Source organism: Mycolicibacterium wolinskyi str. Jessa 2025, from assembly GCF_049241375.1.
Taxonomy (GTDB): Bacteria; Actinomycetota; Actinomycetes; order Mycobacteriales; family Mycobacteriaceae; genus Mycobacterium; species Mycobacterium wolinskyi.
The window spans coordinates 1137761-1159689 of sequence record NZ_CP185960.1; the positions used below are offsets into that span (position 1 = coordinate 1137761).

At 67.4% G+C, this 21929-nt stretch carries 22 protein-coding genes; 15 read left to right on the forward strand and 7 right to left on the reverse strand.

Translation table 11 applies throughout. From position 1 onward, the window contains the following. The first annotated feature begins 2 nt into the window (after nucleotides 1-2). From ACOI2T_RS05775 to ACOI2T_RS05785, 3 genes are all read left to right on the forward strand, one after another. The gene (locus tag ACOI2T_RS05775; RefSeq protein ID WP_409503718.1) at nucleotides 3-1313 is read left to right on the forward strand and encodes an MFS transporter; all 1311 of its coding nucleotides are present in this window, start codon (nucleotides 3-5) and stop codon (nucleotides 1311-1313) included. A gap of 70 nt (nucleotides 1314-1383) precedes the next feature. After that, nucleotides 1384-2043, forward strand: a complete 660-nt coding sequence (locus ACOI2T_RS05780) for a TetR family transcriptional regulator (protein WP_409503717.1) — start codon at nucleotides 1384-1386, stop codon at nucleotides 2041-2043. 92 nt (nucleotides 2044-2135) lie between these two features. Continuing rightward, nucleotides 2136-3440, forward strand: coding sequence for a citrate synthase (locus ACOI2T_RS05785; RefSeq protein WP_067846185.1), 1305 nt, complete (start codon nucleotides 2136-2138; stop codon nucleotides 3438-3440). Nucleotides 3441-3450: 10 nt separating this feature from the next. Here the strand turns inward: ACOI2T_RS05785 and ACOI2T_RS05790 are convergent, their stop codons facing one another. Then, nucleotides 3451-3915, reverse strand: a complete 465-nt coding sequence (locus ACOI2T_RS05790) for a YbaK/EbsC family protein (protein WP_234816855.1) — start codon at nucleotides 3913-3915, stop codon at nucleotides 3451-3453. Between the two features lie 64 nt (nucleotides 3916-3979). Here ACOI2T_RS05790 and ACOI2T_RS05795 point away from each other — a divergent pair, with 64 nt between their 5' ends. Both ACOI2T_RS05795 and ACOI2T_RS05800 read left to right on the forward strand, forming a co-directional pair. Beyond that, nucleotides 3980-5437, forward strand: coding sequence for an MFS transporter (locus tag ACOI2T_RS05795; RefSeq protein ID WP_409503716.1), 1458 nt, complete (start codon nucleotides 3980-3982; stop codon nucleotides 5435-5437). Continuing rightward, a complete protein-coding gene (locus tag ACOI2T_RS05800; protein WP_409503715.1) occupies nucleotides 5427-5843 on the forward strand; it encodes a MarR family winged helix-turn-helix transcriptional regulator in 417 nt (138 codons plus the stop codon). The genes ACOI2T_RS05795 and ACOI2T_RS05800 overlap by 11 nt, the downstream gene beginning before the upstream one ends. Before the next feature lie 89 nt (nucleotides 5844-5932). Here the strand turns inward: ACOI2T_RS05800 and ACOI2T_RS05805 are convergent, their stop codons facing one another. Both ACOI2T_RS05805 and ACOI2T_RS05810 read right to left on the reverse strand, forming a co-directional pair. Beyond that, on the reverse strand, nucleotides 5933-7489 hold the full coding sequence (locus ACOI2T_RS05805) for a phytoene desaturase family protein (protein WP_409503714.1): 1557 nt from the start codon (nucleotides 7487-7489) through the stop codon (nucleotides 5933-5935). 15 nt (nucleotides 7490-7504) lie between these two features. Beyond that, nucleotides 7505-7753 (reverse strand): DUF2630 family protein, encoded by a 249-nt coding sequence (locus ACOI2T_RS05810; protein ID WP_084356506.1) that lies wholly within the window; start codon nucleotides 7751-7753, stop codon nucleotides 7505-7507. Nucleotides 7754-7784: 31 nt separating this feature from the next. Between ACOI2T_RS05810 and ACOI2T_RS05815 the strand changes: the two genes are divergently transcribed. The 4 genes from ACOI2T_RS05815 (at nucleotide 7785) to arfC (ending at nucleotide 10304) form a co-directional block, all read left to right on the forward strand. Beyond that, nucleotides 7785-8147 (forward strand): FKBP-type peptidyl-prolyl cis-trans isomerase, encoded by a 363-nt coding sequence (locus ACOI2T_RS05815; protein ID WP_036433691.1) that lies wholly within the window; start codon nucleotides 7785-7787, stop codon nucleotides 8145-8147. Between the two features lie 107 nt (nucleotides 8148-8254). Beyond that, nucleotides 8255-9304 (forward strand): channel-forming protein ArfA/OmpATb, encoded by a 1050-nt coding sequence (gene arfA / locus ACOI2T_RS05820; RefSeq protein ID WP_458127390.1) that lies wholly within the window; start codon nucleotides 8255-8257, stop codon nucleotides 9302-9304. A gap of 11 nt (nucleotides 9305-9315) precedes the next feature. Beyond that, nucleotides 9316-9468: a channel accessory protein ArfB gene (arfB, locus tag ACOI2T_RS05825; protein ID WP_165765965.1), complete on the forward strand. Its 153-nt coding sequence runs from the start codon at nucleotides 9316-9318 to the stop codon at nucleotides 9466-9468. Next, nucleotides 9468-10304: a channel accessory protein ArfC, sunset domain variant gene (gene arfC, locus ACOI2T_RS05830; RefSeq protein ID WP_409503712.1), complete on the forward strand. Its 837-nt coding sequence runs from the start codon at nucleotides 9468-9470 to the stop codon at nucleotides 10302-10304. The genes arfB and arfC overlap by 1 nt, the downstream gene beginning before the upstream one ends. A 5-nt stretch (nucleotides 10305-10309) precedes the next feature. On the opposite strand, the gene ACOI2T_RS05835 is transcribed toward arfC, so the two are convergent. Continuing rightward, nucleotides 10310-11650: a sensor histidine kinase gene (locus tag ACOI2T_RS05835; RefSeq protein WP_409503711.1), complete on the reverse strand. Its 1341-nt coding sequence runs from the start codon at nucleotides 11648-11650 to the stop codon at nucleotides 10310-10312. 8 nt (nucleotides 11651-11658) lie between these two features. Next, on the reverse strand, nucleotides 11659-12378 hold the full coding sequence (gene prrA, locus ACOI2T_RS05840) for a two-component system response regulator PrrA (RefSeq protein WP_198538820.1): 720 nt from the start codon (nucleotides 12376-12378) through the stop codon (nucleotides 11659-11661). Nucleotides 12379-12449: 71 nt separating this feature from the next. Here prrA and ACOI2T_RS05845 point away from each other — a divergent pair, with 71 nt between their 5' ends. The 6 genes from ACOI2T_RS05845 to ACOI2T_RS05870 all read left to right on the forward strand — a co-directional run bounded on the left by ACOI2T_RS05845 (nucleotide 12450) and on the right by ACOI2T_RS05870 (nucleotide 20285). Continuing rightward, nucleotides 12450-13448, forward strand: coding sequence for a phospholipase D-like domain-containing protein (locus tag ACOI2T_RS05845; protein ID WP_067846157.1), 999 nt, complete (start codon nucleotides 12450-12452; stop codon nucleotides 13446-13448). Further along, complete coding sequence (locus ACOI2T_RS05850; RefSeq protein ID WP_409503710.1) at nucleotides 13441-14007, forward strand: chromate transporter; 567 nt, start codon at nucleotides 13441-13443, stop codon at nucleotides 14005-14007. Before ACOI2T_RS05845 ends, ACOI2T_RS05850 begins: the two co-directional genes overlap by 8 nt. Then, a complete protein-coding gene (locus ACOI2T_RS05855) occupies nucleotides 14004-14558 on the forward strand; it encodes a chromate transporter (RefSeq protein WP_409503709.1) in 555 nt (184 codons plus the stop codon). The genes ACOI2T_RS05850 and ACOI2T_RS05855 overlap by 4 nt, the downstream gene beginning before the upstream one ends. Before the next feature lie 56 nt (nucleotides 14559-14614). Then, nucleotides 14615-16495, forward strand: coding sequence for an ABC transporter ATP-binding protein (locus ACOI2T_RS05860; protein WP_409503708.1), 1881 nt, complete (start codon nucleotides 14615-14617; stop codon nucleotides 16493-16495). A 101-nt stretch (nucleotides 16496-16596) separates the two neighbouring features. Continuing rightward, complete coding sequence (locus tag ACOI2T_RS05865) at nucleotides 16597-18465, forward strand: ABC transporter ATP-binding protein (RefSeq protein ID WP_234816857.1); 1869 nt, start codon at nucleotides 16597-16599, stop codon at nucleotides 18463-18465. Then, the gene (locus ACOI2T_RS05870; RefSeq protein WP_409503707.1) at nucleotides 18462-20285 is read left to right on the forward strand and encodes an ABC transporter ATP-binding protein; all 1824 of its coding nucleotides are present in this window, start codon (nucleotides 18462-18464) and stop codon (nucleotides 20283-20285) included. Before ACOI2T_RS05865 ends, ACOI2T_RS05870 begins: the two co-directional genes overlap by 4 nt. Here the strand turns inward: ACOI2T_RS05870 and ACOI2T_RS05875 are convergent. Continuing rightward, nucleotides 20282-20812 (reverse strand): hypothetical protein, encoded by a 531-nt coding sequence (locus ACOI2T_RS05875; protein ID WP_409503706.1) that lies wholly within the window; start codon nucleotides 20810-20812, stop codon nucleotides 20282-20284. The genes ACOI2T_RS05870 and ACOI2T_RS05875 overlap by 4 nt on opposite strands. Beyond that, nucleotides 20809-21921 (reverse strand): hypothetical protein, encoded by a 1113-nt coding sequence (locus ACOI2T_RS05880; protein WP_409503705.1) that lies wholly within the window; start codon nucleotides 21919-21921, stop codon nucleotides 20809-20811. The genes ACOI2T_RS05875 and ACOI2T_RS05880 overlap by 4 nt, the downstream gene beginning before the upstream one ends. Nucleotides 21922-21929 lie beyond the last annotated feature (8 nt).

Consider the following 21929-nt stretch of genomic DNA (forward strand, 5'->3'; position numbering starts at 1 on the left):
CTGTGCGGGGCTTCTTCGCCGACACCACACCGCTGCGCTCACCGGACTTCCGCCGGTTGTGGCTGGCCGGCATCCCGACCGTCATCGGCGCCAACCTGACGATCTTCGCGGTGCCGGTGCAGCTGTACGCGCTCACCCAGAACTCGGCCTACGTCGGGCTGTCGGGTTTGTTCGCCTTGGTGCCGTTGATCGTGTTCGGCTTGTGGGGCGGTGCGTGGGCCGACGCGATGGACCGCAGGCTGCTGCTGATCATCGCGTCGATCGGGCTGGCCGTGTCTTCGGTGCTGCTGTGGGTGCAGGCGGCCGCCGGGCTCGACAACGTCTGGGTGGTGCTCTGTCTGCTGTCGGTGCAGCAGGCGTTCTACGCGATCAACAGCCCGACGCGGTCCGCGGCGATCCCCCGAATGGTGCCGGGCGAACAGTTGCCCGCGGCCAACTCGCTGAACATGACAGTCATGCAGTTCGGCGCCATTGTCGGCCCGCTGCTGGCCGGCCTGTTGCTCAGCTGGGTGGACCTCTCGACGCTGTATCTGATCGATGCGATCACGTGCCTGGCGCCGATCTGGGCCACGGTGCGCCTCGCGCCGATGCCGCCAACGAGCACCGAACAGGGCTCGATGTGGGGTTTCGGCGCCGTCCGCTCGGTCTGGGAAGGCTTCCGCTACCTCGCCGGCAACCGCGTGGTGCTGATGTCGTTCGTCGTCGACCTCATCGCGATGATCTTCGGCATGCCGCGTGCGCTGTTCCCGCAGATGGCGCACGAGAGCTTCGGCGGCCCGGTCGAAGGCGGCACCGTGATGGCGCTGCTGGCCGCGGCGATGTCGGGAGGCGCGGTGCTGGGCGGGGTGTTCTCGGGTTGGCTGCCACGGATCCGCAGGCAGGGCCTTGCGGTCGTCGTGGCCATCGTGGCCTGGGGCGTCGCGATGGTCGGGTTCGGTCTCGCAGGTGGGCTGGCGGGCGGGACCGCCGGGACGTTCTTGTGGATTGCGTTGGCGTTCTTGGCAATTGGTGGCGCTGCGGACATGGTGTCGGCGGCGTTCCGGTCGACGATCCTGCAGCAGGCCGCCTCGGACGAGCTTCGCGGGCGGCTGCAGGGCGTCTTCACCGTCGTTGTGGCGGGCGGTCCGCGGCTTGCTGACACGTTGCACGGTGCGGCCGCGGCTGCGGTCGGTACGACGGTGGCGGCGGCAGGCGGCGGAGCGCTCGTGGTCATCGGCGTGGTGATCGCGGCGCTGGTCGTCCCGGCATTCGTGCGATATCGCGTCGCCGGGTTCGCGGCTCGTGACGATCGGTCCGAGCCGGACAAAGTCTGAGCACCGGCAAATTGCACCGGTTGTCACTTAGTTGCCCGTAACCCTCAGGTAATGGGGATAGCATCCGGTCGTGGCGCAAGATGTGCGGCAGACCGAGCCCGGTCTGCGCGAGCGGAAGAAGCAGCGCACTCGGGCGACGTTGATCGACGCCGCGGTCGAGCTGTGCAATCGGCAGGGATTCGAACAGACGACCGTCGACCAGATCGCCGCGGTCGCCGAAGTGTCGCCGCGCACGTTCAGTCGGTACTTCGCCACCAAGGACGCCGTGGTGTTGGCGTTCATCGACGAGGTGGTCGACATGGTCGCGGTCGAACTCGCCGAACAGCCTCCGGAAGTCAGCGACATCGAGGCCCTATACCGGGCGCACGTGCAGGCGTTCACCAAGACCAAGACCGCACCGCCCAGCCGGCTGACGGCCGACCGGCTGCTCGCCTCGGCTCGCATCATCACGTCGTCGGCCGCGCTCATGCACGCGGCGTCACAGTTCCGGATGGACGCCGTCAACGCCGCTCTCGCGAAGCGGATGGGGGTGTCCGGCGACGACCGCCGACTCCAGCTGACGGCCGCGGTGTGGGGTTCGATCATCATGACGTCGCTGGCGCAGCTGGGGCCGGACGTGGACTGGGCGACCATGACCGTCGACGGCATCGTCGCCCGCATCGAGAGCACCTATGCAGAGTTTCTGGAGGTAACCGCCGGGCTTCACCAACCGGTCGGCCAGTTGGTGTGACCGGTTGGTAACCCCCCGCGGGCACCGCCGACTGAATGCGACTACCTTTTGTAGAGCAGTTGTCGGTTCCCAGCGTCGATGAAGGGATTCCCGTGGCCGAAAACCCGTCGAGTGGGCAAGAGCACGCCACCCTCCAGTACCCAGGTGGCGAGCTCGATCTGGAGATTGTCCACGCCACCGAGGGCGCTGACGGAATCGCGCTTGGCCCGTTGCTGGCCAAGTCCGGCTACACCACGTTCGATGGTGGCTTCGTCAACACCGCGTCCACCAAGTCCGCCATCACTTATATCGACGGTGATGCCGGAATTCTGCGTTACCGGGGCTACCCGATCGAGCAGCTGGCCGAGAAGTCGACGTTCATCGAGGTCAGCTACCTGCTGATCTACGGCGAGCTGCCGACGGCCGAGCAGCTGGAGAAGTTCACCACCCAGATTCAGCGCCACACCCTGCTGCACGAGGACCTCAAGCGGTTCTTCGACGGGTTCCCGCGCAATGCGCACCCCATGCCGGTGCTGTCGAGTGCGGCCAACGCGTTGAGCGCGTACTACCAGGATTCGCTCGATCCGCTCGACAACGATCAGGTCGAGCTGTCGACGATCCGGCTGCTGGCCAAGCTGCCGACCATCGCGGCCTACGCCTACAAGAAGTCGGTCGGCCAGCCGTTCCTGTACCCGGACAACTCGCTGACCTTGGTCGAGAACTTCCTGCGTATGACGTTCGGCTTCCCGGCCGAGCCCTATGAGGTCGATCCGGAGATCGTGCGCGCGCTGGACATGCTGCTGATCCTGCACGCCGATCACGAGCAGAACTGCTCGACGTCGACGGTGCGGCTGGTCGGCTCGTCGCAGGCCAACCTGTTCACCTCGATCTCGGGTGGCATCAACGCGCTGTGGGGCCCGCTGCACGGCGGCGCCAACCAGGCTGTGTTGGAGATGCTGGAGAAGATCCGCACCGAGGGCGGCGACGTTCACGACTTCGTCAAGAAGGTCAAGAACCGCGAGGACGGCGTCAAGCTCATGGGCTTCGGCCACCGGGTCTACAAGAACTACGACCCGCGCGCACGCATCGTCAAGGAGCAGGCCGACAAGATCCTGGGCAAGCTCGGCGGTGACGACGAACTGCTCGACATCGCCAAGGCTCTCGAAGAGATCGCGCTGACCGACGAATTCTTCATCGAGCGCAAGCTCTACCCGAACGTCGACTACTACACCGGCGTGATCTACCGGGCCATGGGCTTCCCGACCCGCATGTTCACCGTGCTGTTCGCGCTCGGCCGGCTGCCCGGCTGGATCGCACACTGGCGTGAGATGCACTCCGAGCCGAACAAGATCGGCCGCCCGCGCCAGATCTACACCGGCTACACCGAGCGCGCGTACTCCGACATCTCGGGCCGCTAGCCCGCAAGACCTAGCGGACCGCGACGGCCTTTCCTCCGGTGAGGCTCAGCAGCTGGTCGTAGGTCAACGGCATCACCGAGTCGGCCGTGCCCGCGGCGGTCCAGATCAGCGGGTAGGACGCCAGCGTCTCGTCCACGACCGTCCGTAACGGGGCAGGATGGCCCGTGGGCGCGACACCGCCGATGACTTGGCCCGTTGCACTGCGCACGAGTTTCGCGTCGGCCTTGGCGATCGTGTGGGCTCCCAGGTGTTGTGCCAGCACGTCGGTGTTCACCCGTGCCGCCCCGCTGGCCATGACGAGCAGTGGCTCGCCGTCGCATTCGAATACGAGACTGTTGGCGATGGCGCCGACTTCACAACCCAATTGGGCGGCCGCCGCGGCGGCGGTCTTGGCGTCGGCGTCGAGGATCTTGATGGCCGGTTCGATGCCTGCGGCGGCGACAGCGGCCGCCACGCGGGAGTTCCGTTCGTTCACGGTGACGATTCTCACCGATGGTGGGTGCTTGCGAGAACAATAGTTGTAGATTCACAATCGTTGTGTGATTGAAACCGTCGAACCGCTCAGCGCTCGGCGCAAGGCGATCATCCTCGTCTCGTGCTGTTTGAGCCTGCTGATCGTGTCGATGGACGCGACCATCGTCAACGTCGCCATCCCGAGCATCCGCGCCGATCTCGATGCCTCACCGTCGCAGCTGCAGTGGGTCATCGACATCTACACGCTCGCGTTGGCGTCGGTACTGCTGCTGTCGGGTGCCGCAGGCGATCGCTTCGGCAGGCGGCGCACGTTCCAGATCGGCCTGACGGTCTTTGCGACGGCATCACTGCTGTGCAGCATCGCACCCAACATCGAAACCCTGATCGCCGCCCGGTTCCTGCAGGCACTGGGCGGTTCGATGATGAACCCGGTCGCGATGTCGATCATCACGCAGGTGTTCACCGGCCGGGTGGAACGAGCACGCGCCATCGGCGTGTGGGGCGGTGTTGTCGGTATCTCCATGGCGCTCGGCCCGATCGTCGGGGGCGCCCTGATCGAGTACGTGGACTGGCGTGCGGTGTTCTGGATCAACCTGCCGATCTGCGCACTGGCCATCCTCCTCACGGCGATCTTCGTGCCGGAGTCCAAGTCGGCAACGATGCGCGACATCGATCCGATCGGCCAGCTGCTGGGGGTGGCATTCCTGTTCGGTGTCGTCTTCGTGCTGATCGAGGGACCGTTCCTCGGCTGGGATCACCCGCTCATCGTCGGGATCGGTGTTGTCGCCGTGATCGCCTTCGTGGTGTTCCTGCGCTTCGAGTCGCGACGCCGTGATCCGTTCATCGACCTGCGGTTCTTCCGCAGCGTTCCGTTCGCGTCCGCGACCGGGATCGCGGTGTGTGCGTTCGCGACGTGGGGCGCGTTCCTGTTCTTGATGTCGCTGTACCTGCAGGATCACCGGGGCTTTTCGGCAATGCACACCGGGCTCATCTATCTGCCGGTAGCCGTTGGCGCCCTGATCTTTTCGCCGCTGTCGGGGCGGATGGTCGGACGGTTCGGGGCCAGGCCGTCACTGCTGATCTCCGGTGCGCTGCTGACCACTTCCACCCTGATGCTCACCCAGATCACCGGCACCACGCCGGTGTGGCAGCTGTTGATCGTGTTCGCGGTGATCGGCATCGGGTTCTCGATGGTCAACGCGCCCATCACCAACACGGCCGTCAGCGGGATGCCCACCGACCGGGCGGGCGCCGCCTCGGCCGTGGCGTCGACCAGCCGCCAGGTCGGCGTGAGCCTCGGTGTGGCGCTGTGCGGTTCGGCGTTGGGTGCGGCGTTGACCGACAACTCGATCGACTTCGCGGCCGCCGCCCGGCCACTGTGGTTGGTATTCGCCGGTTTTGGTGTGCTGATCTTCGTGCTGGGCATCGTGTCCACGTCGCCGTGGGCACTGCGTTCGGCGGAGCGGCTGGCGCCGTTGATCGGCCAGCACCATCGCAGCTCCGAGGTGGCACATGTCCGGTAATCCGGCGGCCGACGAAGTCTGGCGCGCCCTGACCGCGCTGGTGTTCGACAACCGTGACAGCTGGAAGCGCGCGGTGATCGAGCGCAGCGGTCTGCCGTTCAGCCGGATTCGCATCCTGCGCCGGCTGGCCCAGGCGCCGATGACGGTCAAACAGCTCGCGCACGCCGCCACCATGGACGCGCCCGCCGCGACGGTGGCCGTCAACGATCTCGAAGAACGTGGGTTGGTCGTCCGCAAGGTCGATCCGGCCAATCGCCGGTGCAAGACGGTGTCGATCACCGAGGCGGGCCGCGACGTGTGGAAAGCCATCGAGGCCGTCGACGATCCGGCGCCCGCGGCGCTCGGCGCGCTCGACGCGGCCGATCTCGACATCCTGCGCGAAATCCTGGCCAAGGTCTCGGGCTAGGCGCTCAGCCAAGACTCCGCGGAACTGCATTCCCGGTTGCTTAGCCGCGTTCTTTACAGCCCTGGATGCAGTTTCGGCGGGCTGGGCGCTCAGCCTTCCAGGACCGCCATCGCCGCGTTGTGTCCGCCGATGCCCGACACCGCGCCGCCACGCCGGGAACCGGACCCGCACAACAGGATCCGATCGTGCGCGGTCGCGACCCCCCACCGCTGGGCCGGGGTGTCGAGCGGTTCGTCGTCCTCGGTGAACGGCCAGCGCAACGCGCCGTGGAAGATGTTGCCCGCGGTCATCCCCAATGCCCGGTCCAGGTCGACGGTCGTCTTGGCCTCGATGCACAACCGGCCCGCGGCGTCCTCCATGAGAACGTCTTGTATGGGTTCGGCCAGAACGGAATTCAGTGAGTTGAGCACCGCGGAGGTAAGCCTGTCCCGCATCCGGTCCGGGTCGCCGGCAGCCAGTGCGTGCGGGGTGTGCAGGCCGAACACGGTGAGCGTCTGCGCTCCGGATGCCCGCAGGTCGTCGGACAGGATGCTCGGGTCGGTCAATGAGTGGCAATAGATTTCGCAGGGCAGTGGCTCGGGCACTCGCCCGTCGGCCGCGGCCGCATAGGCGTCGCCGAGTTGACTGAACGTCTCGTTGATGTGAAACGTGCCCCCGAACGCCTGCTGTGGCGTGACGCTGTCGTCGCGAAGCCGGGGCAGTCGACGAAGCATCAGATTGACCTTCACCTGGGCACCCGGTGCGGTGTCGGGCGCCGGTTCGCCGAGCAGGTCGGCCAGCACGGCGGGCGTGACGTTGGCCAGGATGTGCTCGGCGCTGAGTTGGTGCGCCTTGCCGTTGTGGCGGTAGCGCACCTGACCGTCCGGGTCGATCCCGTGAACCTCTGCACCCGTGATGATCTCAGCCCCGAACCCGGCCGCGGACGCGGCGAGTGCGCCGGTCACGGCGCCCATCCCGCCGATCGGGACATCCCAGTCGCCGGTACCGCCGCCCACGAGGTGGTAGAGGAAGCACACGTTCTGCAGCAGCGATGGGTCGCCGGTGTCGGCGAACGTGCCGATCAGTGCGTCGGTGGCCATGACGCCGCGCACCAGATCGTTTTGCACGGCGGCGGTTATCGCATCGCCGATCGGCCGTTCGGTCAGCGCCTCCCACGCCGCGGCGGCCTCGGCATCCTGCCCGGCGAGCACGTGGCCGCGCAGCCCGCTGCGAGTGCGCAACGGCTGCAACAGCGTCGGCCAGATCCGTTCGGTGACAAGGCCGCAGCGCCGGTAGAACTCACGAAAACTCGTGGCGTCGGCCTCGGCTCCCACGGCGGCGAACGTCGACTCCGGCCCGATCAGCAGTCCGGTGCGCCCCGCGGTGGACGGATCGGGCGTGTACGACGAATAGTGGCGGCGCGCCAGCCGGATCCGCGCACCGATGTCTTCGACGATGCGCCGCGGCAACAGGCTCACGAGGTACGAATACCGCGAGAGCCGGGCATCGACGCCGTCGAAGGCGTGCGCGGAGACGGCCGCACCGCCCACATGGTCGAGACGCTCGAGCACGACGACCCGGCGTCCGGCGCGGGCCAGATAGGCGGCGGCCACCAGACCGTTGTGTCCGCCGCCGACGATGACGGCGTCAAGCCGTGGTTGGGTCACGTCGAGCCGGCCCGGTCAGTTCTTGTAGCCCTCGACTTCATCGGCCGGGCGGACTTGGGCCTCCCGCGGGTCCTGGCCGGTCTCCCGCAAGGCCCGGCGTTGCCGCAACAGGTCCCAGCACTGGTCCAGCGCCACCTCCAGCGACTGCAGTCGCCGATGCTCTTCGTCCTCGTCGATCTCCCGACGCTGCAGTTTGGAGCGAAGCTCCTGCTCTTCTGCGACGAGTCGGTGAACTTCGGCGAGGATGTCCTGATCTTTAGCCACACCGCCAGTCTGCCCGACTACGGTTGGTCCGGTGAGTACAAAACCTGAGATCGAGTTCCCGGATGGACCTGCGCCCACCGAGCTGGTCATCACCGATCTGGTGGTCGGCGACGGTCCCGAAGCCGTGCCCGGCGGAACTGTCGAGGTGCACTATGTCGGCGTCGAGTACGACACCGGCGAGGAGTTCGACAGCTCCTGGAATCGCGGTGAGTCGATTGAGTTTCCGCTGCGCGGTCTGATCCAGGGCTGGCAGGACGGCATCCCGGGGATGCGCGTCGGCGGGCGCCGCAAACTCGTCATCCCGCCTGCCCAGGCCTACGGTCCGGCTGGTTCCGGTCACCGGCTTTCGGGTAAGACGTTGATCTTCGTGATCGATCTGCTCGCGGCGCGCTGACCTGCACAACGAGTTTCCGCGAGCCGTCCACACTCCTGTTGTTTGCTGCTACGGTCGAACTGTTTGGCCGCCGTAGGTAGTTGTTCAGTCGACTTCAGGAGTACCTAATGTCGAGTTCGGACGAAACTCGGACCATCACGGGCTGGCAAACAGCCTCCAAGTTCTATCGGCGACCACCTGGAATAGGTTGGTTGCTCGCACTTCTCGCCGTACCGCTGTTGCTGGGCCTGATCGGTTGGAGTTCGACCGACAGGTCCGGCGACGGCGCGGCAATGACTTTGCCAAGCGTTAACCCGTCGGCGACGTTGAGTGCACCGGACGTCAACGCGCCGAACCTCAACGCCCCCAACGCGCCTGACGTCAACGCACCGAACCTGTCGTTCGCGCCGTTGTCGATCACCCGCAACGGCAACGACATAACGCTCTCCGGTGACCTGCCCGACGACGCGGCGAAAACCGCACTGCTCGAATCCCTTCGGGCCCAGTTCGGTCCCGATGTGAACCTCGTGGACAACTTGAACATCAAGCCCGGTGTCAACACCCCGGATCCCGCTGCACTCGGTTCGGTGTTCCAGGCGGCGGCGGCCGGGATTCCGGATTTCGATTTCAAGCTCGACGGTGACCGCCTGACGCTCACCGGGACCGCGACCTCCGACGAGGTGCGGGCGGCCGTCGAGGCCGCCGTGAAACAGGGTTGGCCAAACCTCCAGTTGACCAACAACATCACGGTCGGCCCGGTGCCACCGGCACCCACCGCTCCTTCCCCACCATCGGCCCCAGCTCCGGCACCCGGCCCGTGCGCGGCGCTGCAGGACGATGTCTCCGCGTTGTTGCGCACGCCGATCAACTTCGACACCGACGGGTTCGGCCTGACCTCGGGATCCGAGCAGCTGCTCACCCAGGTGGCCGACAAATTGAAGACCTGCCCGGGAGCGCGGGCAGCGGTGACGGGCTACACCGACAGCTCCGGCAATGACGCGATCAACGTTCCGCTCAGCGCGAATCGCGCCAAAGCCGTTGCCGACTACCTGGTTTCGCAGGGTCTGGCACCGGATCACGTGACGTCCAGCGGCGCCGGATCGGCGAATCCGATCGCAGGCAACGACACCCCCCAGGGCAGGGCGCAGAACCGCCGCGTCGAGATCACGGTCAACTAGGGAGATTCGACATGGACTTCATCATTCAATGGTTTTGGTACCTGCTCGCATTCGTGCTCGGCGCGCTCGTCGCGTGGCTGCTGACGATCGTCACGATCAAGAACACCAGCGAGGACGAGGCGCTCGCCGCACTTCCCGAGTCGCGTGAGATCGGAGCGCAGTGATGAACAACGTGAACTGGTGGCTCATGGCCCTGTCATTCGTCCTCGGGCTCGTGCTGACCCTGGCGCTCACGGTGCGCAGGGTCAAACGGGAGGTGCCGGTCTACGGTGCGCTCGGCCGGCGTCCCGAAACCGGCGGCGGCGCAGCGACATTGGCGGGCGCCGACGACGCGACCACGAGGCTGCCGAAGGTCGACGACGCGACCGCCAAATTGCCGAAGGTCGGCACGCCGGGTGCCGCGGCAGCCGGGGTGGCGGCCGCAGGTGGTGCGGCGGGGGTCGGCGCCGCGAAGCTCAGCGGCCGCGGTACGGACGACGAACCGTATGGCGCCGGGTCGATTCGCACGGCCGCGGCTACCACGGCGCCGGCCGGCTACACCATCAAGGGCAACGAGAACTCGATGCTGTATCACTCGCCGGAAAGCCCGTCCTACGAACAGACCGTCGCCGAGATCTGGTTCCGCGACGCCGATACCGCGGAGCGCGCCGGCTTTGCCCGCTGGGACTCCGCCCGTGGCGGCGCGGGTGTCGCAGGTGCGGCCGGTGCGGCGGGTGCAGCCGGTGTGGCAAAGCTCGCCTCGACCGGTGAGACCGGCCAGGCCGAGCAGCCCACGGTCGTCGAGGAGGCGCCGTACGGTGCGAATTCGGTGCGGGTGTCGGGCCGCGGCACCCCGGCCGGCTACACGATCAAGGGCAACGAGGATTCGATGCTGTATCACTCGCCGGAGAGCCCGTCCTACAAACAGACGATCGCCGAGATCTGGTTCCGCGATGAGGAATCGGCACAGGAGGCCGGTTTCGCGCGCTGGGACAGCGGCAAATCGCAACGCGGGCGATAGCCCCGCTAGCGGGGCCCGGGAAGCCGCAGCAGCAGCCGGGCCCCGCCCAGCGGGCTCGACTCGAGCGAGGCCGTGCCGCCGTGCAGTTCGGCTTGTTGTGCGACCAGGGCGAGACCGAGACCCGATCCCGACCGGGACGCCGTCGAGCCTCTGGAGAACCGGTCGAAGACCAGCTTGCGTTCCTCTTCGGGCACCCCGCACCCGTCGTCGTCGACGGCGATCTCGACGCCTTCGCGTGAGCTGACCGCCGACAACTGCACCCTGGTCGCCCCGCCGTGCTTGACGGCGTTGGCGATCGCGTTGTCCACCGCGAGCCGCAGCCCGGTCGGCAATCCGACGATGATCACCGTCGGCGACGGCGCCAGCGACACATCGAGTTCGGGATACACGCGCATGGCGTCGTGGGCGGCCCGGTCGAGCAGTTCGGTGATGTCGACGGTCACATGGTCGTCGGTGGTGGTCAGCTCACCCTGCGCCAGGCGCTCCAGCGCACCGAGGGTGGCCTCGATCCGCGACTGCGTGCGGATGACGTCGTTGACCACTTCCTTGCGCTGTTCGTCGGGCAGGTCGAGGGTCGCCAGCACCTCCAGGTTGGTGCGCATGGCCGTGAGCGGCGTGCGCAGTTCGTGGGCGGACACCGAGGCGAAATCGCGTGCCGACGCCAGCGCCGCCTTGGTGCGGTCCTGTTCCTTCCAGATGCGCTTGAGCATGCCGTTGACCGCGTCGGCGATCTCGACGGCCTCGGTCGCGCCGCGGACCTCGACGTCGGGTGCCTCGTCGCCGGCCTCGATCTGGCGCGTCTGCTCGGCCAGCCGTTTGAGCGGGCGCACCGCGAACGCCGCGAGCACCCAGCCGAGCACGGTCGCCGCACCGACCGCGAACACACAGATCACGATCACGCGGCGGTGCAGGTTGTTGGTGTCGGCGATCGTGCCGTCGTAGGTCGCACCGACCGCGACCCACATCGGTCCTGGCGCCGGGATCTCGACCGTGCGCACACGCCAGCGCACGCCGTCGATGTACGTGTCGGCGTAACCGGCGGGCAGTTCGGGCAGCACGACGGTCGAGTTCGAGGTCACCGAACCGGTTTGGCGCACCGTGATGACCGCGTCCTGATCGTTGGGGGAGCGGGGGATCTGGTCGAGGCCGCGGGGCAGGAACGGGATGGCGAAGCCCGCGGCCTCGTCGAGGCGGCGGTCCAGCCGTTCCTTGCGGTCGTTGGTGATGCCGACCCACACGATCGTGCCGACGATGACGACGACGATCGCCGCGCCGATGGCCGTCGCGAACGCCACCCGGGTCCGCAGTGACGGGGTGCGGCGGAAGATCCGGGCGAGCAGGCTCATGGGAGGCGCTACTGAGTTCGCAACACGAAGCCGACGCCGCGCACGGTGTGCAGCAGCCGGGGCGCGCCACCCGCCTCGAGCTTGCGGCGCAGATAACCGATGAACACGTCGACGACGTTGGTGTCGGCGGCGAAGTCGTAGCCCCACACCAGCTCAAGCAGCTGCGCACGCGACAGCACCGCGGTCTTGTGCTCGGCCAGCACGGCCAACAGGTCGAATTCGCGTTTGGTCAGATCGACGTCGACGCCGTTGACCCGCGCGCGCCGGCCCGGGATGTCGACCTCGAGCGGGCCGACCTGGATGGTCTCGGACGAGAACGTCGCCGACGAGCCGCGCCTGCGCAGCAGGGCCTTGACGCGGGCCACCAATTCGGCGAGCACGAACGGCTTGACGAGATAGTCGTCGGCACCGGCTTCGAGCCCGGCCACGCGATCGTCGACACTGCTGCGCGCCGACAGCACGCAGACCGGGACGTCGTTGTCCATCGCGCGCAGCGCGGTGACCACGCTGACGCCGTCGAGCACCGGCATGTTGATGTCGAGCACGATCGCGTCCGGTCGGGTCTCGGTCGCGCTGCGCAGAGCTTCGGCCCCGTCCACGGCCGTCGACACGTCGAAACCGGACAGCCGCAGTCCGCGTTCGAGTGAGGCGAGCACGTCAGGGTCGTCGTCCACCACGAGTACGCGGGGGGAAGCCATACCGCTGGCAGTACTGTCCATGCCCGCCATCTTGCCCGATGAACAACCACGATTGGCGCAGGCACGTCCCCGACATGAATCGGTGCTAGCATCCGGCCCTTATGCTGCCTGTCACGCCGCGGGTCATGGTTCAACCGGACGACGGCGTGGCGCCGGTCCGCGAATTCATCGGCTCGGCCCAAAGCTCATTGCTCGTCAAGCAATTCACCTTCACCGAGCCGTCGCTCATCGATGCGGTGATCGACCGGCACCGCGCCGGGGTGGCGGTCCGGGTGATGTTGAATCCGAAACGATCCGGCGGGGACCGCGCGAACGACGAGACGTTCGAGCAGTTGGCCGCGGCCGGCGTGACGGTCCAGTGGTCCAATCCGTCCTTCTACGTGACGCACGAGAAGTCGATCGTGGTCGATGAGCGGGCGGCGCTGGTGGCCACGTTCAACCTGTGCGAGAAGTACTTCACCCGCACGCGCGACTACGGCATCGTGACCACCGACGGCTCGCAGGTCGCGCAGATCGTCGAGGCGTTCGACGCCGACTGGAACCACGCCGACTGGGAGCCGTCGGTCTATCGCGGCCTGTTGTGGAGCAACTCGAATTCGCGCTACCACATGGCCAAGTTCATCGACACGGCCCAGCACCGGCTCCGCATCCAGCACCCCAAGTACGTCGACGCGGTGATCCTCGACCACATCGCCGCGGCCGCGGGACGCGGCGTGAACGTGCACGTGCTGTGCGGCGGCAGGCACGGCATCAGCGAATGGGATGTGCTCGACACGTTCGCGTCGCTGCGGACGCTGCGCCGCTTCGGCGTGAAGGTGCGCAAACAGAAGAACCTGCGGGTGCACGCCAAACTGCTCATCGCCGACGATCACGCCCTCGTGGGCTCGATGAACATCGACCGCAGCGCCTTCGACCTGCGTCGCGAACTCGGCCTGACGGTCGACGATCCGGCTGCCGTCGAGCGGCTCCGCGAGGTGTTCGACGCGGACTGGGAGACGTCGCACCACTACGAGCCGCCGGATCCCCTGCACCCCGAAACCCACCACGAGGACGACGCGCCGCACGACTTTCCCGACGACGCAGATCTCGTCCATGAATGAGCGGCTCGACCCGCCCGTGCAGCGGGTCTCGCTCGCCGAGCTGGCCTGGACGTTCAACCACATCGCGCTGGCCTCGTTCGGCGGCGGGCTGTCGGCGTGGTCGCGCGAGGTACTGGTGGTCGAGAAGCGCTGGCTCGGTGAGGCGGAGTTCCTGTCCGCGATGACGATGTGCCGCATCCTGCCTGGCGCCAACCAGGTCAACATGGCGGTGTTCGCGGGGACCAAGATGCGCGGCCTGCCGGGCGCGGTCGCCGCGGTCGTGGGCCTGTGCCTGGTGCCGATGGTCATCGTGCTCGTCATGGCGTTCGCGTACTTCCGGTTCAAGGAGGTGCCTGCCGTCAAAGGAGTGCTGCACGGGGCATCGGCGGCCGCGGTCGCGCTGACCGTCGCCATGGTGGTCAAGACCGGCAGGCAGTGCCTGACCGGGCTGGTGCCGGTTCTGTTGTTCGCCGGGGCGTTCGTGCTCAACGGACTACTGCGCTGGCCGCTGCTGGGCACGCTCGCGATCCTGGCGCCGCTGAGCCTGATCTGGGCCTGGCCGCGCAAGCGGGCGGCATGAGTGCCGTGCAGACCTATGTCCAACTGATCGCCCTGTTCGGCACGCTGTCGCTGCTGTCGATCGGCGGCGGCAACGTGGTGTTGCCCGAGATGCACATGCGGGCGGTCAACGACCGGCACTGGGTGACCGACAGCCAGTTCGCCGATCTGTTCTCCATCTCGCAGACCGCACCGGGGCCGAGCATCCTGATCGTGACGATGGTCGGCTACGGGGCCGGCCTGCACGTCGGCGGGGTACCTGGCGCGATTCTCGGTGGCGTGGTCGCGACGGCCGCGATGGTGGTTCCGGCGGCGTCGTTCGTCTACATCGTCACGCTGTTCTGGCAGAAGGCCGAGAAGTCGCGGCTGCGGCAGGCGGTCGAGAAGGGCTTCGCGCCGCTGACGGTCGGCTTGATCCTGGCGACCTCGCTGGTCATGAGCCGCGCCGCCGACCACGATTGGCGCGCGTATGTGCTGACGGCGGCGTGTACCGCGATCTTCGTGTTCAGCAAGGTCAACCCCTTGCTCATCGTGGTCGCTGCCGGGGTGATCGGCTACTTCGGTTTGGTCTGAGCCACCTGCGGGAAGTCGTTGACCTCATCAATTGTTGAGGTTTTACGGTGAGGCTCATGAGTATCGAAACGGTCGCCAGGCAGACCCTGTACCGGCAGGCGCATGCCCGCGGCGGCGATCTGCACGCGCTGGCCGACCGTCGGTTGCTCGCGCGTATCTGGCGCTTCGCGGGCCGGCATCATCGCCGGCTCGGCGTGTTCCTGGCGGTCAGCGTCGTCGGTGCCGGGCTGGCGGTCACGACCCCGGTGCTGGCCGGGCGCGTCGTCGACGAGATCACCGGTGCCGGTTCGGCGTCGGTCGTGGTGCTGCTGGCGTGCGCGATCGCCGCGATCGCCGTGGGCGAGGCCGCGGTGTCACTGGTCACCCGCTGGTTGTCGTCGAACATCGGCGAAGGCCTGATCCTGGATCTGCGCACCGCGGTGTTCGACCACGTGCAGAAGATGCCGGTCGCGTTCTTCACGCGCACCCGAACGGGCGCACTCGTGAGCCGGCTCGGCAACGACGTGATCGGGGCACAGCGCGCGTTCTCCGACACGCTGTCGGGCATCGTCACCAATCTCGTGACCCTGACGCTGACGCTCGCGGTGATGCTGAGCATCTCGTGGCAGATCACGCTGCTGTCGCTGCTGCTGGTCCCGCTGTTCGTGGTGCCGGCCCGTCGCATCGGCACCCGCATGGCCGGGCTGTCGCGTGAGGCGGCCGCCCACAACGCCACGATGAACACCCAGATGACCGAACGCTTCTCGGCGCCCGGCGCCACGCTCGTCAAGCTGTTCGGCAGCCCGGCCCGCGAATCGGCCGAGTTCGCGGTGCGCGCCGACGCCGTCCGCGACATCGGCGTGCGCACGGCGATGCTGCAGTCGACGTTCATGAACTCGCTGACGCTCATGTCGGCGCTCGCGCTGGCCCTCGTGTACGGCCTCGGTGGGGTGCTCGCGATCGGCGGGCAATTGCAGGCCGGGGCGATCGTGTCGCTGGCTCTGCTGCTCACGCGGCTCTACGCGCCGCTGACCGCGCTGGCCAACGCCCGCGTCGAGATCGCGAGCGCCCTGGTGTCGTTCGAGCGGGTTTTCGAAGTGCTCGATCTGGCGCCGCTGATCGCCGAGAAGTCCGGTGCCGTCGCCATCCCGGAAGGTCCGGTCGGCATCGAATTCGACGACGTCCGGTTCGCCTATCCGTCGGCCGACAAGGTGTCGCTGGCCTCGTTGGAAGAGGTCGCGGTGCTCGACGAGCGCGGCGGCGACGAGGTGCTGCACGGTATCTCGTTCACCGCGCAGCCCGGCCAGATGGTGGCGCTCGTCGGCTCGTCTGGCGCGGGCAAGTCGACCATCGCGTCGCTGCTGGCCCGGCTCTACGACGTCGACGGCGGTGCGGTGCGGCTCAACGGCGTCGACGTGCGTGACGCGACGTTCGCCTCGCTCAAGGACACCGTGGGCATGGTCACCCAGGACGGGCACCTGTTCCACGAGACGATCCGGTCGAACCTGCGCTTGGCCGCGCCGGGTGCGACCGATGACCAGCTGTGGGAGGCGCTGCGACGGGCCCGGCTGGACGACGTGGTCGCGGCGATGCCCGACGGCTTGGACACGGTTGTCGGTGAGCGCGGATACCGTCTGTCCGGAGGACAGCGGCAGCGACTGACCATCGCGCGTCTGCTGTTGGGACGATCACGGGTGGTGGTGCTCGATGAGGCTACGGCGTCGCTGGACTCGGCGTCCGAGGCTGCGGTGCAGCAGGCCCTCGCCGAGGCGCTCGACGGCCGCACATCGATCGTCATCGCGCACCGCCTGTCCACGGTTCGTGCCGCCGACGTCATCTTGGTCGTCGAGGACGGACGCATCGTCGAACGGGGTACTCACGAACAACTGCTGGCCCGCAACGGCCGGTACGCCGAGCTGTACTACACGCAGTTCGCCGACGACGCTGCGGTCGCATGAGGTTATTCGCTTGCCGCACATGGGAAAATTGAGACGTTGTGACTGAACCGACCAGAGATGCCCTGCGTTCGGCGCCGGCGATAGCCCCTCGCCCGGCGCGGATGAGGGCTAGCTCGGATCTCTGGCGGCTGCTGCCGTACCTGTTGCCCTACCGGGCGCGCTGGACCGCGATGATCGTCGTCGCGATCGCGAGCCTCGCCGCCACCGTCGCGATCCCGTTGATGACCAAGGCCGTCATCGATGGTCCGGTACGCCATCAGGATCAGCAGGGCCTGTGGGTGCTCGGCGCCGCGGCGACGGCGGTGGGCATCTCCGAGGCGGTGCTGTGGTTCATCCGGCGCTGGCTCGTGGCGCGCGCGACGATGGGTGTCGAGGCCGACATCCGCAAGGATCTCTATGCGCGGCTGCAGATTCTGCCGATGAGCTTTCACGGCCGCTGGCAGTCGGGCCAGCTGCTGTCGCGGGTGATGAACGATCTGTCCACCATTCGCCGGTTCATGTCGTTCGGGCTGGTGTTCCTGATCCTCAATGCCCTGCAGATCACGGTCGTCACCGCGATCCTGCTGGCGATGTACTGGCCGCTCGGCGTGGTCGTGGTGGTGTCGATCGTGCCGATCGCTGCCACCGTCCTGCATTTCGAGCGTGAGTACACGCGGTTGTCGCGGCTCGCCCAGGATCAGACCGGCCATGTCGCAACACACGTCGAGGAGTCCGCGCTCGGGCTGCGGGTCGTCAAGTCCTTCGGCCGTGAGGACTACGTCTACGACAGGTTCGACGACCAGGCCTCCAAGCTGTTCGACACCCAGGTCAGCCGGGTCACCGTATCGGCGAAGTTCTGGACGCTGCTCGAAGTCATCCCCAGCCTGACGTTGATCGTGGTGCTCGGGTTCGGTGCCTACGCCGCAGGCCACGGGTATGTCACGATGGGCACGCTCGTCGCCTTCATCACGATGATGCTGTCGCTCGTGTGGCCCATCGCCTCACTGGGATTTCTGCTGTCTATGACACAGGAGTCGTTCACCGCGGCGAATCGGATCGCCGAGATCTTCGATGCGCCAAGGGAGATCACGGACGGCCCGTCGGCTTCGGCGCCCCGCGGCGGCCGCCTCGAACTGCGTGACGTCGGGTTCAGGTTTCCGGACAGCGACGGCGAGTGGGCACTGCGCCACGTCACCGTCACGGTCGAGCCCGGTGAAACGCTCGCCCTGGTCGGCTCGACAGGCTCGGGCAAGTCAGTGCTCGCCGCGCTGTTCTCCCGGCTCTACGACGTCACCGAGGGCCAGATTCTCATCGACGGCCGCGACATCCGCGAGTTGAGTCTGCCCGCGCTGCGCCAGGCCGTGGCCACCGCGTTCGAGGATCCGACACTGTTCTCGATGTCGGTGGCCGAGAACCTGCGGCTGGGGCGGCCGGACGCGTCCGACGAGCAACTCGCGCAGGCCATCGAGATCGCCGCCGCGCAGTTCGCCTACGACCTGCCGTTCGGCCTCGACACCCGCATCGGCGAGCAGGGCATGAGCTTGTCCGGCGGTCAGCGGCAACGTCTTTCGCTGGCCCGCGCGATCCTCGCCGCGCCGAAGATCCTCGTGCTCGACGACACCCTGTCGGCGCTCGACGTGCACACCGAGGCAGTCGTGACCGAGGCGCTCGGCCGCGTGCTCGACCAGGTGACCGGCATCATCGTCGCGCATCGCGCCTCGACCGTGCTGTTGGCCGACAAGGTCGCGCTGCTCGAGAATGTCGACGGAGCCGGCACCATCACCCACATCGGCACGCATGCCGAGTTGCTCGCCGAGGTGCCGCAGTACCGGTATCTGCTGGCCGCCGACGACGAGCTCGACGATGCGTGCGAGCGCAGCTGCGATTGGGAGGACGACGAAGAGCTGGCCCGGCTGCAGCGGGTCCATGACGAGCGGGCCGCGATCGATCAGGTCGAGCGGCCGGTTCCGTCGGAGGTGCAGCGCCGATGAGCACCACCGAATGGCGCGGCCGCATCAAAGACGAGCAGGACGACGACCTGCCGATCGACGAGAGCGTGCCGCGCCGCCGCGAAGCCAGGGCGCTGTTGGGCTCGTTGCTGCGGCCCTACCGCTGGACGGTCGGCGCACTCGCCCTCGTCGTCATCGTGGAAAACCTTGCGCGCCTGTCGGTTCCGATCCTCGTGCAGCGCGGCATCGACCGCGGCATCCCGCCGATCATCGACGGCGGCCCGGCCCGCGAGCTGATGCTGATCGTCGGCACGCTGTGCACGGTGGTGGTCATCCAGGCGGTCAGCCGGATGTTCTTCCTGCGCCGCTCGGGCCGGATCGGGCAGGAGGTGCTGCTGGAGCTTCGTCGCCGGGTGTTCCGGCATTTCCAGCGCCTCGATGTCGCATTCCATGACCGCTACACGTCAGGCCGTGTGGTCAGCCGGTCCACCAACGATGTCGAAGCCATCCAGGACATGCTGGAAACCGGGTTCGACAGCCTCATCACCGCGGTGCTCACGTTGTTCGGCACCGCGATCCTGCTGATCGCGCTGGACTGGCGGCTCGGCCTGATGTGCCTGGCGGCGTTCCCGATCCTGGTCGCGCTGGTGTGGTGGTTCCGCAACGAGTCGGCCAAGACCTACCGCCTGGTGCGCGAGAGTGCGGCGCTGGTCATCGTGCAGTTCGTCGAGACCATGACCGGTATCAAGGCCGTTCAGGCCTACCGCCGCGAACCGCGCAACCAGGAGATCTTCGAGGACATCGCCGACGACTACCGCGCGATCAACGAGAAGACGTTCAAGCTGCTGGCGATCTTCATGCCCGGCGTCAAACTGGTCGGCAACATCACCACGGGCGTCGTCCTGCTCTACGGCGGTTACCGCGTGCTGAACGGTGAGATGACCATCGGCACGCTCGCCGCGTTCCTGCTCTATCTGCGGATGTTCTTCGAGCCGATGCAGGAGATCTCGCAGTTCTTCAACACCTTCCAGTCGGCGTCGTCGGCGCTGGAGAAATTGGCAGGCGTGCTGGCCGAGAAGCCGGGTATCGCCGATCCGGCGCATCCGGTGGCGTTGTCGGAGGTGAAGGGAGATATCGAGTTTCACGATGTGCAGTTCTCCTATACGCCCGGCCGTCCGGTGCTGCCCGGTTTGACGCTGCAGGTGCCTGCCGGCCAGACCGTGGCACTCGTCGGCACCACGGGCGCGGGCAAGACCACGATCGCCAAGCTGATCGCCCGGTTCTACGACCCGACGTCGGGCGCGGTGACGCTGGACGGCATCGACCTGCGTGACCTGTCGCAGTCCGAATTGCGCCGTCATGTCGTGATGGTCACGCAGGAGAACTTCATGTTCGAGGGCACCATCGCCGACAACATCCGGTTCGGCCGCCCCGACGCCACCGACGAGCAGGTGCGGGCTGCCGCGCAGGCCGTGGGGGCCGACCGGTTCATCGCAACCCTGGCCGACGGCTACGACACCGACGTCGCCAAGCGCGGCGGCAGGCTCTCGGCGGGCCAGCGTCAACTCGTCGCGTTCGCCCGGGCGTTCCTCGCCGATCCGGCCGTGCTGATCCTCGACGAGGCGACGTCCTCGCTCGACATCCCGAGCGAGCGCATGGTGCAGCGTGCGCTGGAGACGGTGCTCGCCGACCGCACGGCACTGGTTATCGCACACCGGCTTTCGACCGTGCAGATCGCCGATCGCGTGCTCGTCCTCGAGCACGGCCGCATCGTCGAAGACGGTCCGCCTGCCGATCTCATCGAGCGTGCCGGCGGTGCGTACGCGGCCCTGCACCGGGCCTGGGTCGACTCGCTGGCCTAGATCTCAGCGTCGCTGCGCCGGCCCGTGCGCGCCCACACCACGCCGAAGAACACCAACGTCAACGTCAGCGGTATGAGGCCGATCGCCCAACTCAACGGCAGCGGCGGCCCGGGCTGCTTGAGCACGTCGACGGTCAGATCGCCGGTGCCCTCACCCTGGGGGCCGTCGATCGTGAACCGCAGTGTCCAGGTGCCGGACGAGTTGAGCGACTGCACGTCCAGTCCCCACACGTCGCGGTTGCGCGGGTGGCGTGCGAGCCGGTCGACGTCGGTGCCGCCGTCGGGTGCGATCGTGGCGATCGTCCCCGACTTGCCTGCGATGCCGCCCTCGGGTTCGAACGTGAAATCGAGCGATTGCATGGCCCGCAGCGGCCATACGGTGAAGCCGACGGTCACCGGATACGGCCCCACCTGAACGTGTTCGGTGTGCACGACGTAGTCGAGCGGATTGGCCGCGGCCGCAGGCGCCGCGCCGATCGCGAGCGTCACGCCGGCGCACAGCATCGCGAGAACCGCGCGTAGTGTCATGCCGCGACCGCCTCGGCGGCCGGGGCCGGCGCGGTGTTCGACGCCCGGAGCGCCCGGCCGAGTCGCCACGTCGCGCCACCCAGAAGCGCGGCGAGCACCCCGGCCGCGAGGCACGTGAGGAGCACGTTGGTGGTGTGTTCGCCGGGCCCCGCACCCTCGATGCCTTCGGACTGGGCACCTGAGCTGATCCACCAGGTGATCGCGATCGCGCCTGCCGCGCCGCAACCGGCCAGCAGCCAGGCGGTGGCGTCCTTCCAGCGCAGCAGCAGTTCGACGAGAACACCGAACACGCACACCACCGCGGGAATCAGCAGCATGTCGATGGGGAAGCTCAGCACGACGTAGTCGCGCAGCGACAGGTGTTGCAGTTCGGCGTACCAGCCCACCGCCCATTCCGCGAACGACCACATGACCAGGTTGATCAGGAATGTGACGAGTCCGGTGCCCGCGGCCCCGCCGCGGCCGATGACCTGTGAGCCCAGCAGGACACACACGAGCGGGAGGGTGATCCAGGTGACGGTGAACCAGTCGATGGTCGTGCCGAGGTTGACCTCGGCGAGCGCGGTGCTGGTGATCGACGCATACGACCCGAACGCCGCGATCGCCGTCATGAATCCCCATCGGCCCCAGCGATGTTCGCGGGCCGCGGCGAACACGATTGCGGTGCCGATCATCGTGACGCAGATCGAGGTCAGCCAGCCCTGGTGCGGCGGTGAGGCGATCGTGACGTCGAATCCGTAAAGGCCGTGCCACCATTCGTCCCACAGTCCGTACAGCAGGAACGACGCCGCGGCGATACCGCCGACGAGATAGCCGATGGGGGCGGCGAATACGCCGAGCACCTTGAACGCCCGGCCGCCGACTGCGGGATCGGGAGTCTGGCCGTTGCGCTGTGCCGCGGTCGCGCGCAACACCATCGCCAGGCTCGTCAACCCGGCGATCGCACCACCGGAATAGACGAACAGGTGCGGCAGCGTGAAGAAGCTGTCCGGTCCGACATCGCTGTGCCAGCCGATGTCCCACGTCAGCCCGGACAGCGAGATCAGCGTGCCTGCCAACATCACGAATGCCGGCAGCTTGCCCGGTGACTTGCCCGATGACTCCGTCATGGTGCCCT

What these genes read in the sequence shown, in the direction of transcription:
- ACOI2T_RS05800 (WP_409503715.1), top strand. Translation starts at nt 5,427, where the DNA reads ATGTCCGGTAATCCGGCGGCCGACGAAGTCTGGCGCGCCCTGACCGCG.
- arfA (WP_458127390.1), top strand. Translation starts at nt 8,255, where the DNA reads ATGTCGAGTTCGGACGAAACTCGGACCATCACGGGCTGGCAAACAGCC.
- arfB (WP_165765965.1), top strand. Translation starts at nt 9,316, where the DNA reads ATGGACTTCATCATTCAATGGTTTTGGTACCTGCTCGCATTCGTGCTC.
- arfC (WP_409503712.1), top strand. Translation starts at nt 9,468, where the DNA reads ATGAACAACGTGAACTGGTGGCTCATGGCCCTGTCATTCGTCCTCGGG.
- ACOI2T_RS05835 (WP_409503711.1), bottom strand. Translation starts at nt 11,650, where the DNA reads ATGAGCCTGCTCGCCCGGATCTTCCGCCGCACCCCGTCACTGCGGACC.
- prrA (WP_198538820.1), bottom strand. Translation starts at nt 12,378, where the DNA reads ATGGCGGGCATGGACAGTACTGCCAGCGGTATGGCTTCCCCCCGCGTA.
- ACOI2T_RS05845 (WP_067846157.1), top strand. Translation starts at nt 12,450, where the DNA reads ATGCTGCCTGTCACGCCGCGGGTCATGGTTCAACCGGACGACGGCGTG.
- ACOI2T_RS05850 (WP_409503710.1), top strand. Translation starts at nt 13,441, where the DNA reads ATGAATGAGCGGCTCGACCCGCCCGTGCAGCGGGTCTCGCTCGCCGAG.
- ACOI2T_RS05855 (WP_409503709.1), top strand. Translation starts at nt 14,004, where the DNA reads ATGAGTGCCGTGCAGACCTATGTCCAACTGATCGCCCTGTTCGGCACG.
- ACOI2T_RS05860 (WP_409503708.1), top strand. Translation starts at nt 14,615, where the DNA reads ATGAGTATCGAAACGGTCGCCAGGCAGACCCTGTACCGGCAGGCGCAT.
- ACOI2T_RS05865 (WP_234816857.1), top strand. Translation starts at nt 16,597, where the DNA reads ATGAGGGCTAGCTCGGATCTCTGGCGGCTGCTGCCGTACCTGTTGCCC.
- ACOI2T_RS05870 (WP_409503707.1), top strand. Translation starts at nt 18,462, where the DNA reads ATGAGCACCACCGAATGGCGCGGCCGCATCAAAGACGAGCAGGACGAC.
- ACOI2T_RS05875 (WP_409503706.1), bottom strand. Translation starts at nt 20,812, where the DNA reads ATGACACTACGCGCGGTTCTCGCGATGCTGTGCGCCGGCGTGACGCTC.
- ACOI2T_RS05880 (WP_409503705.1), bottom strand. Translation starts at nt 21,921, where the DNA reads ATGACGGAGTCATCGGGCAAGTCACCGGGCAAGCTGCCGGCATTCGTG.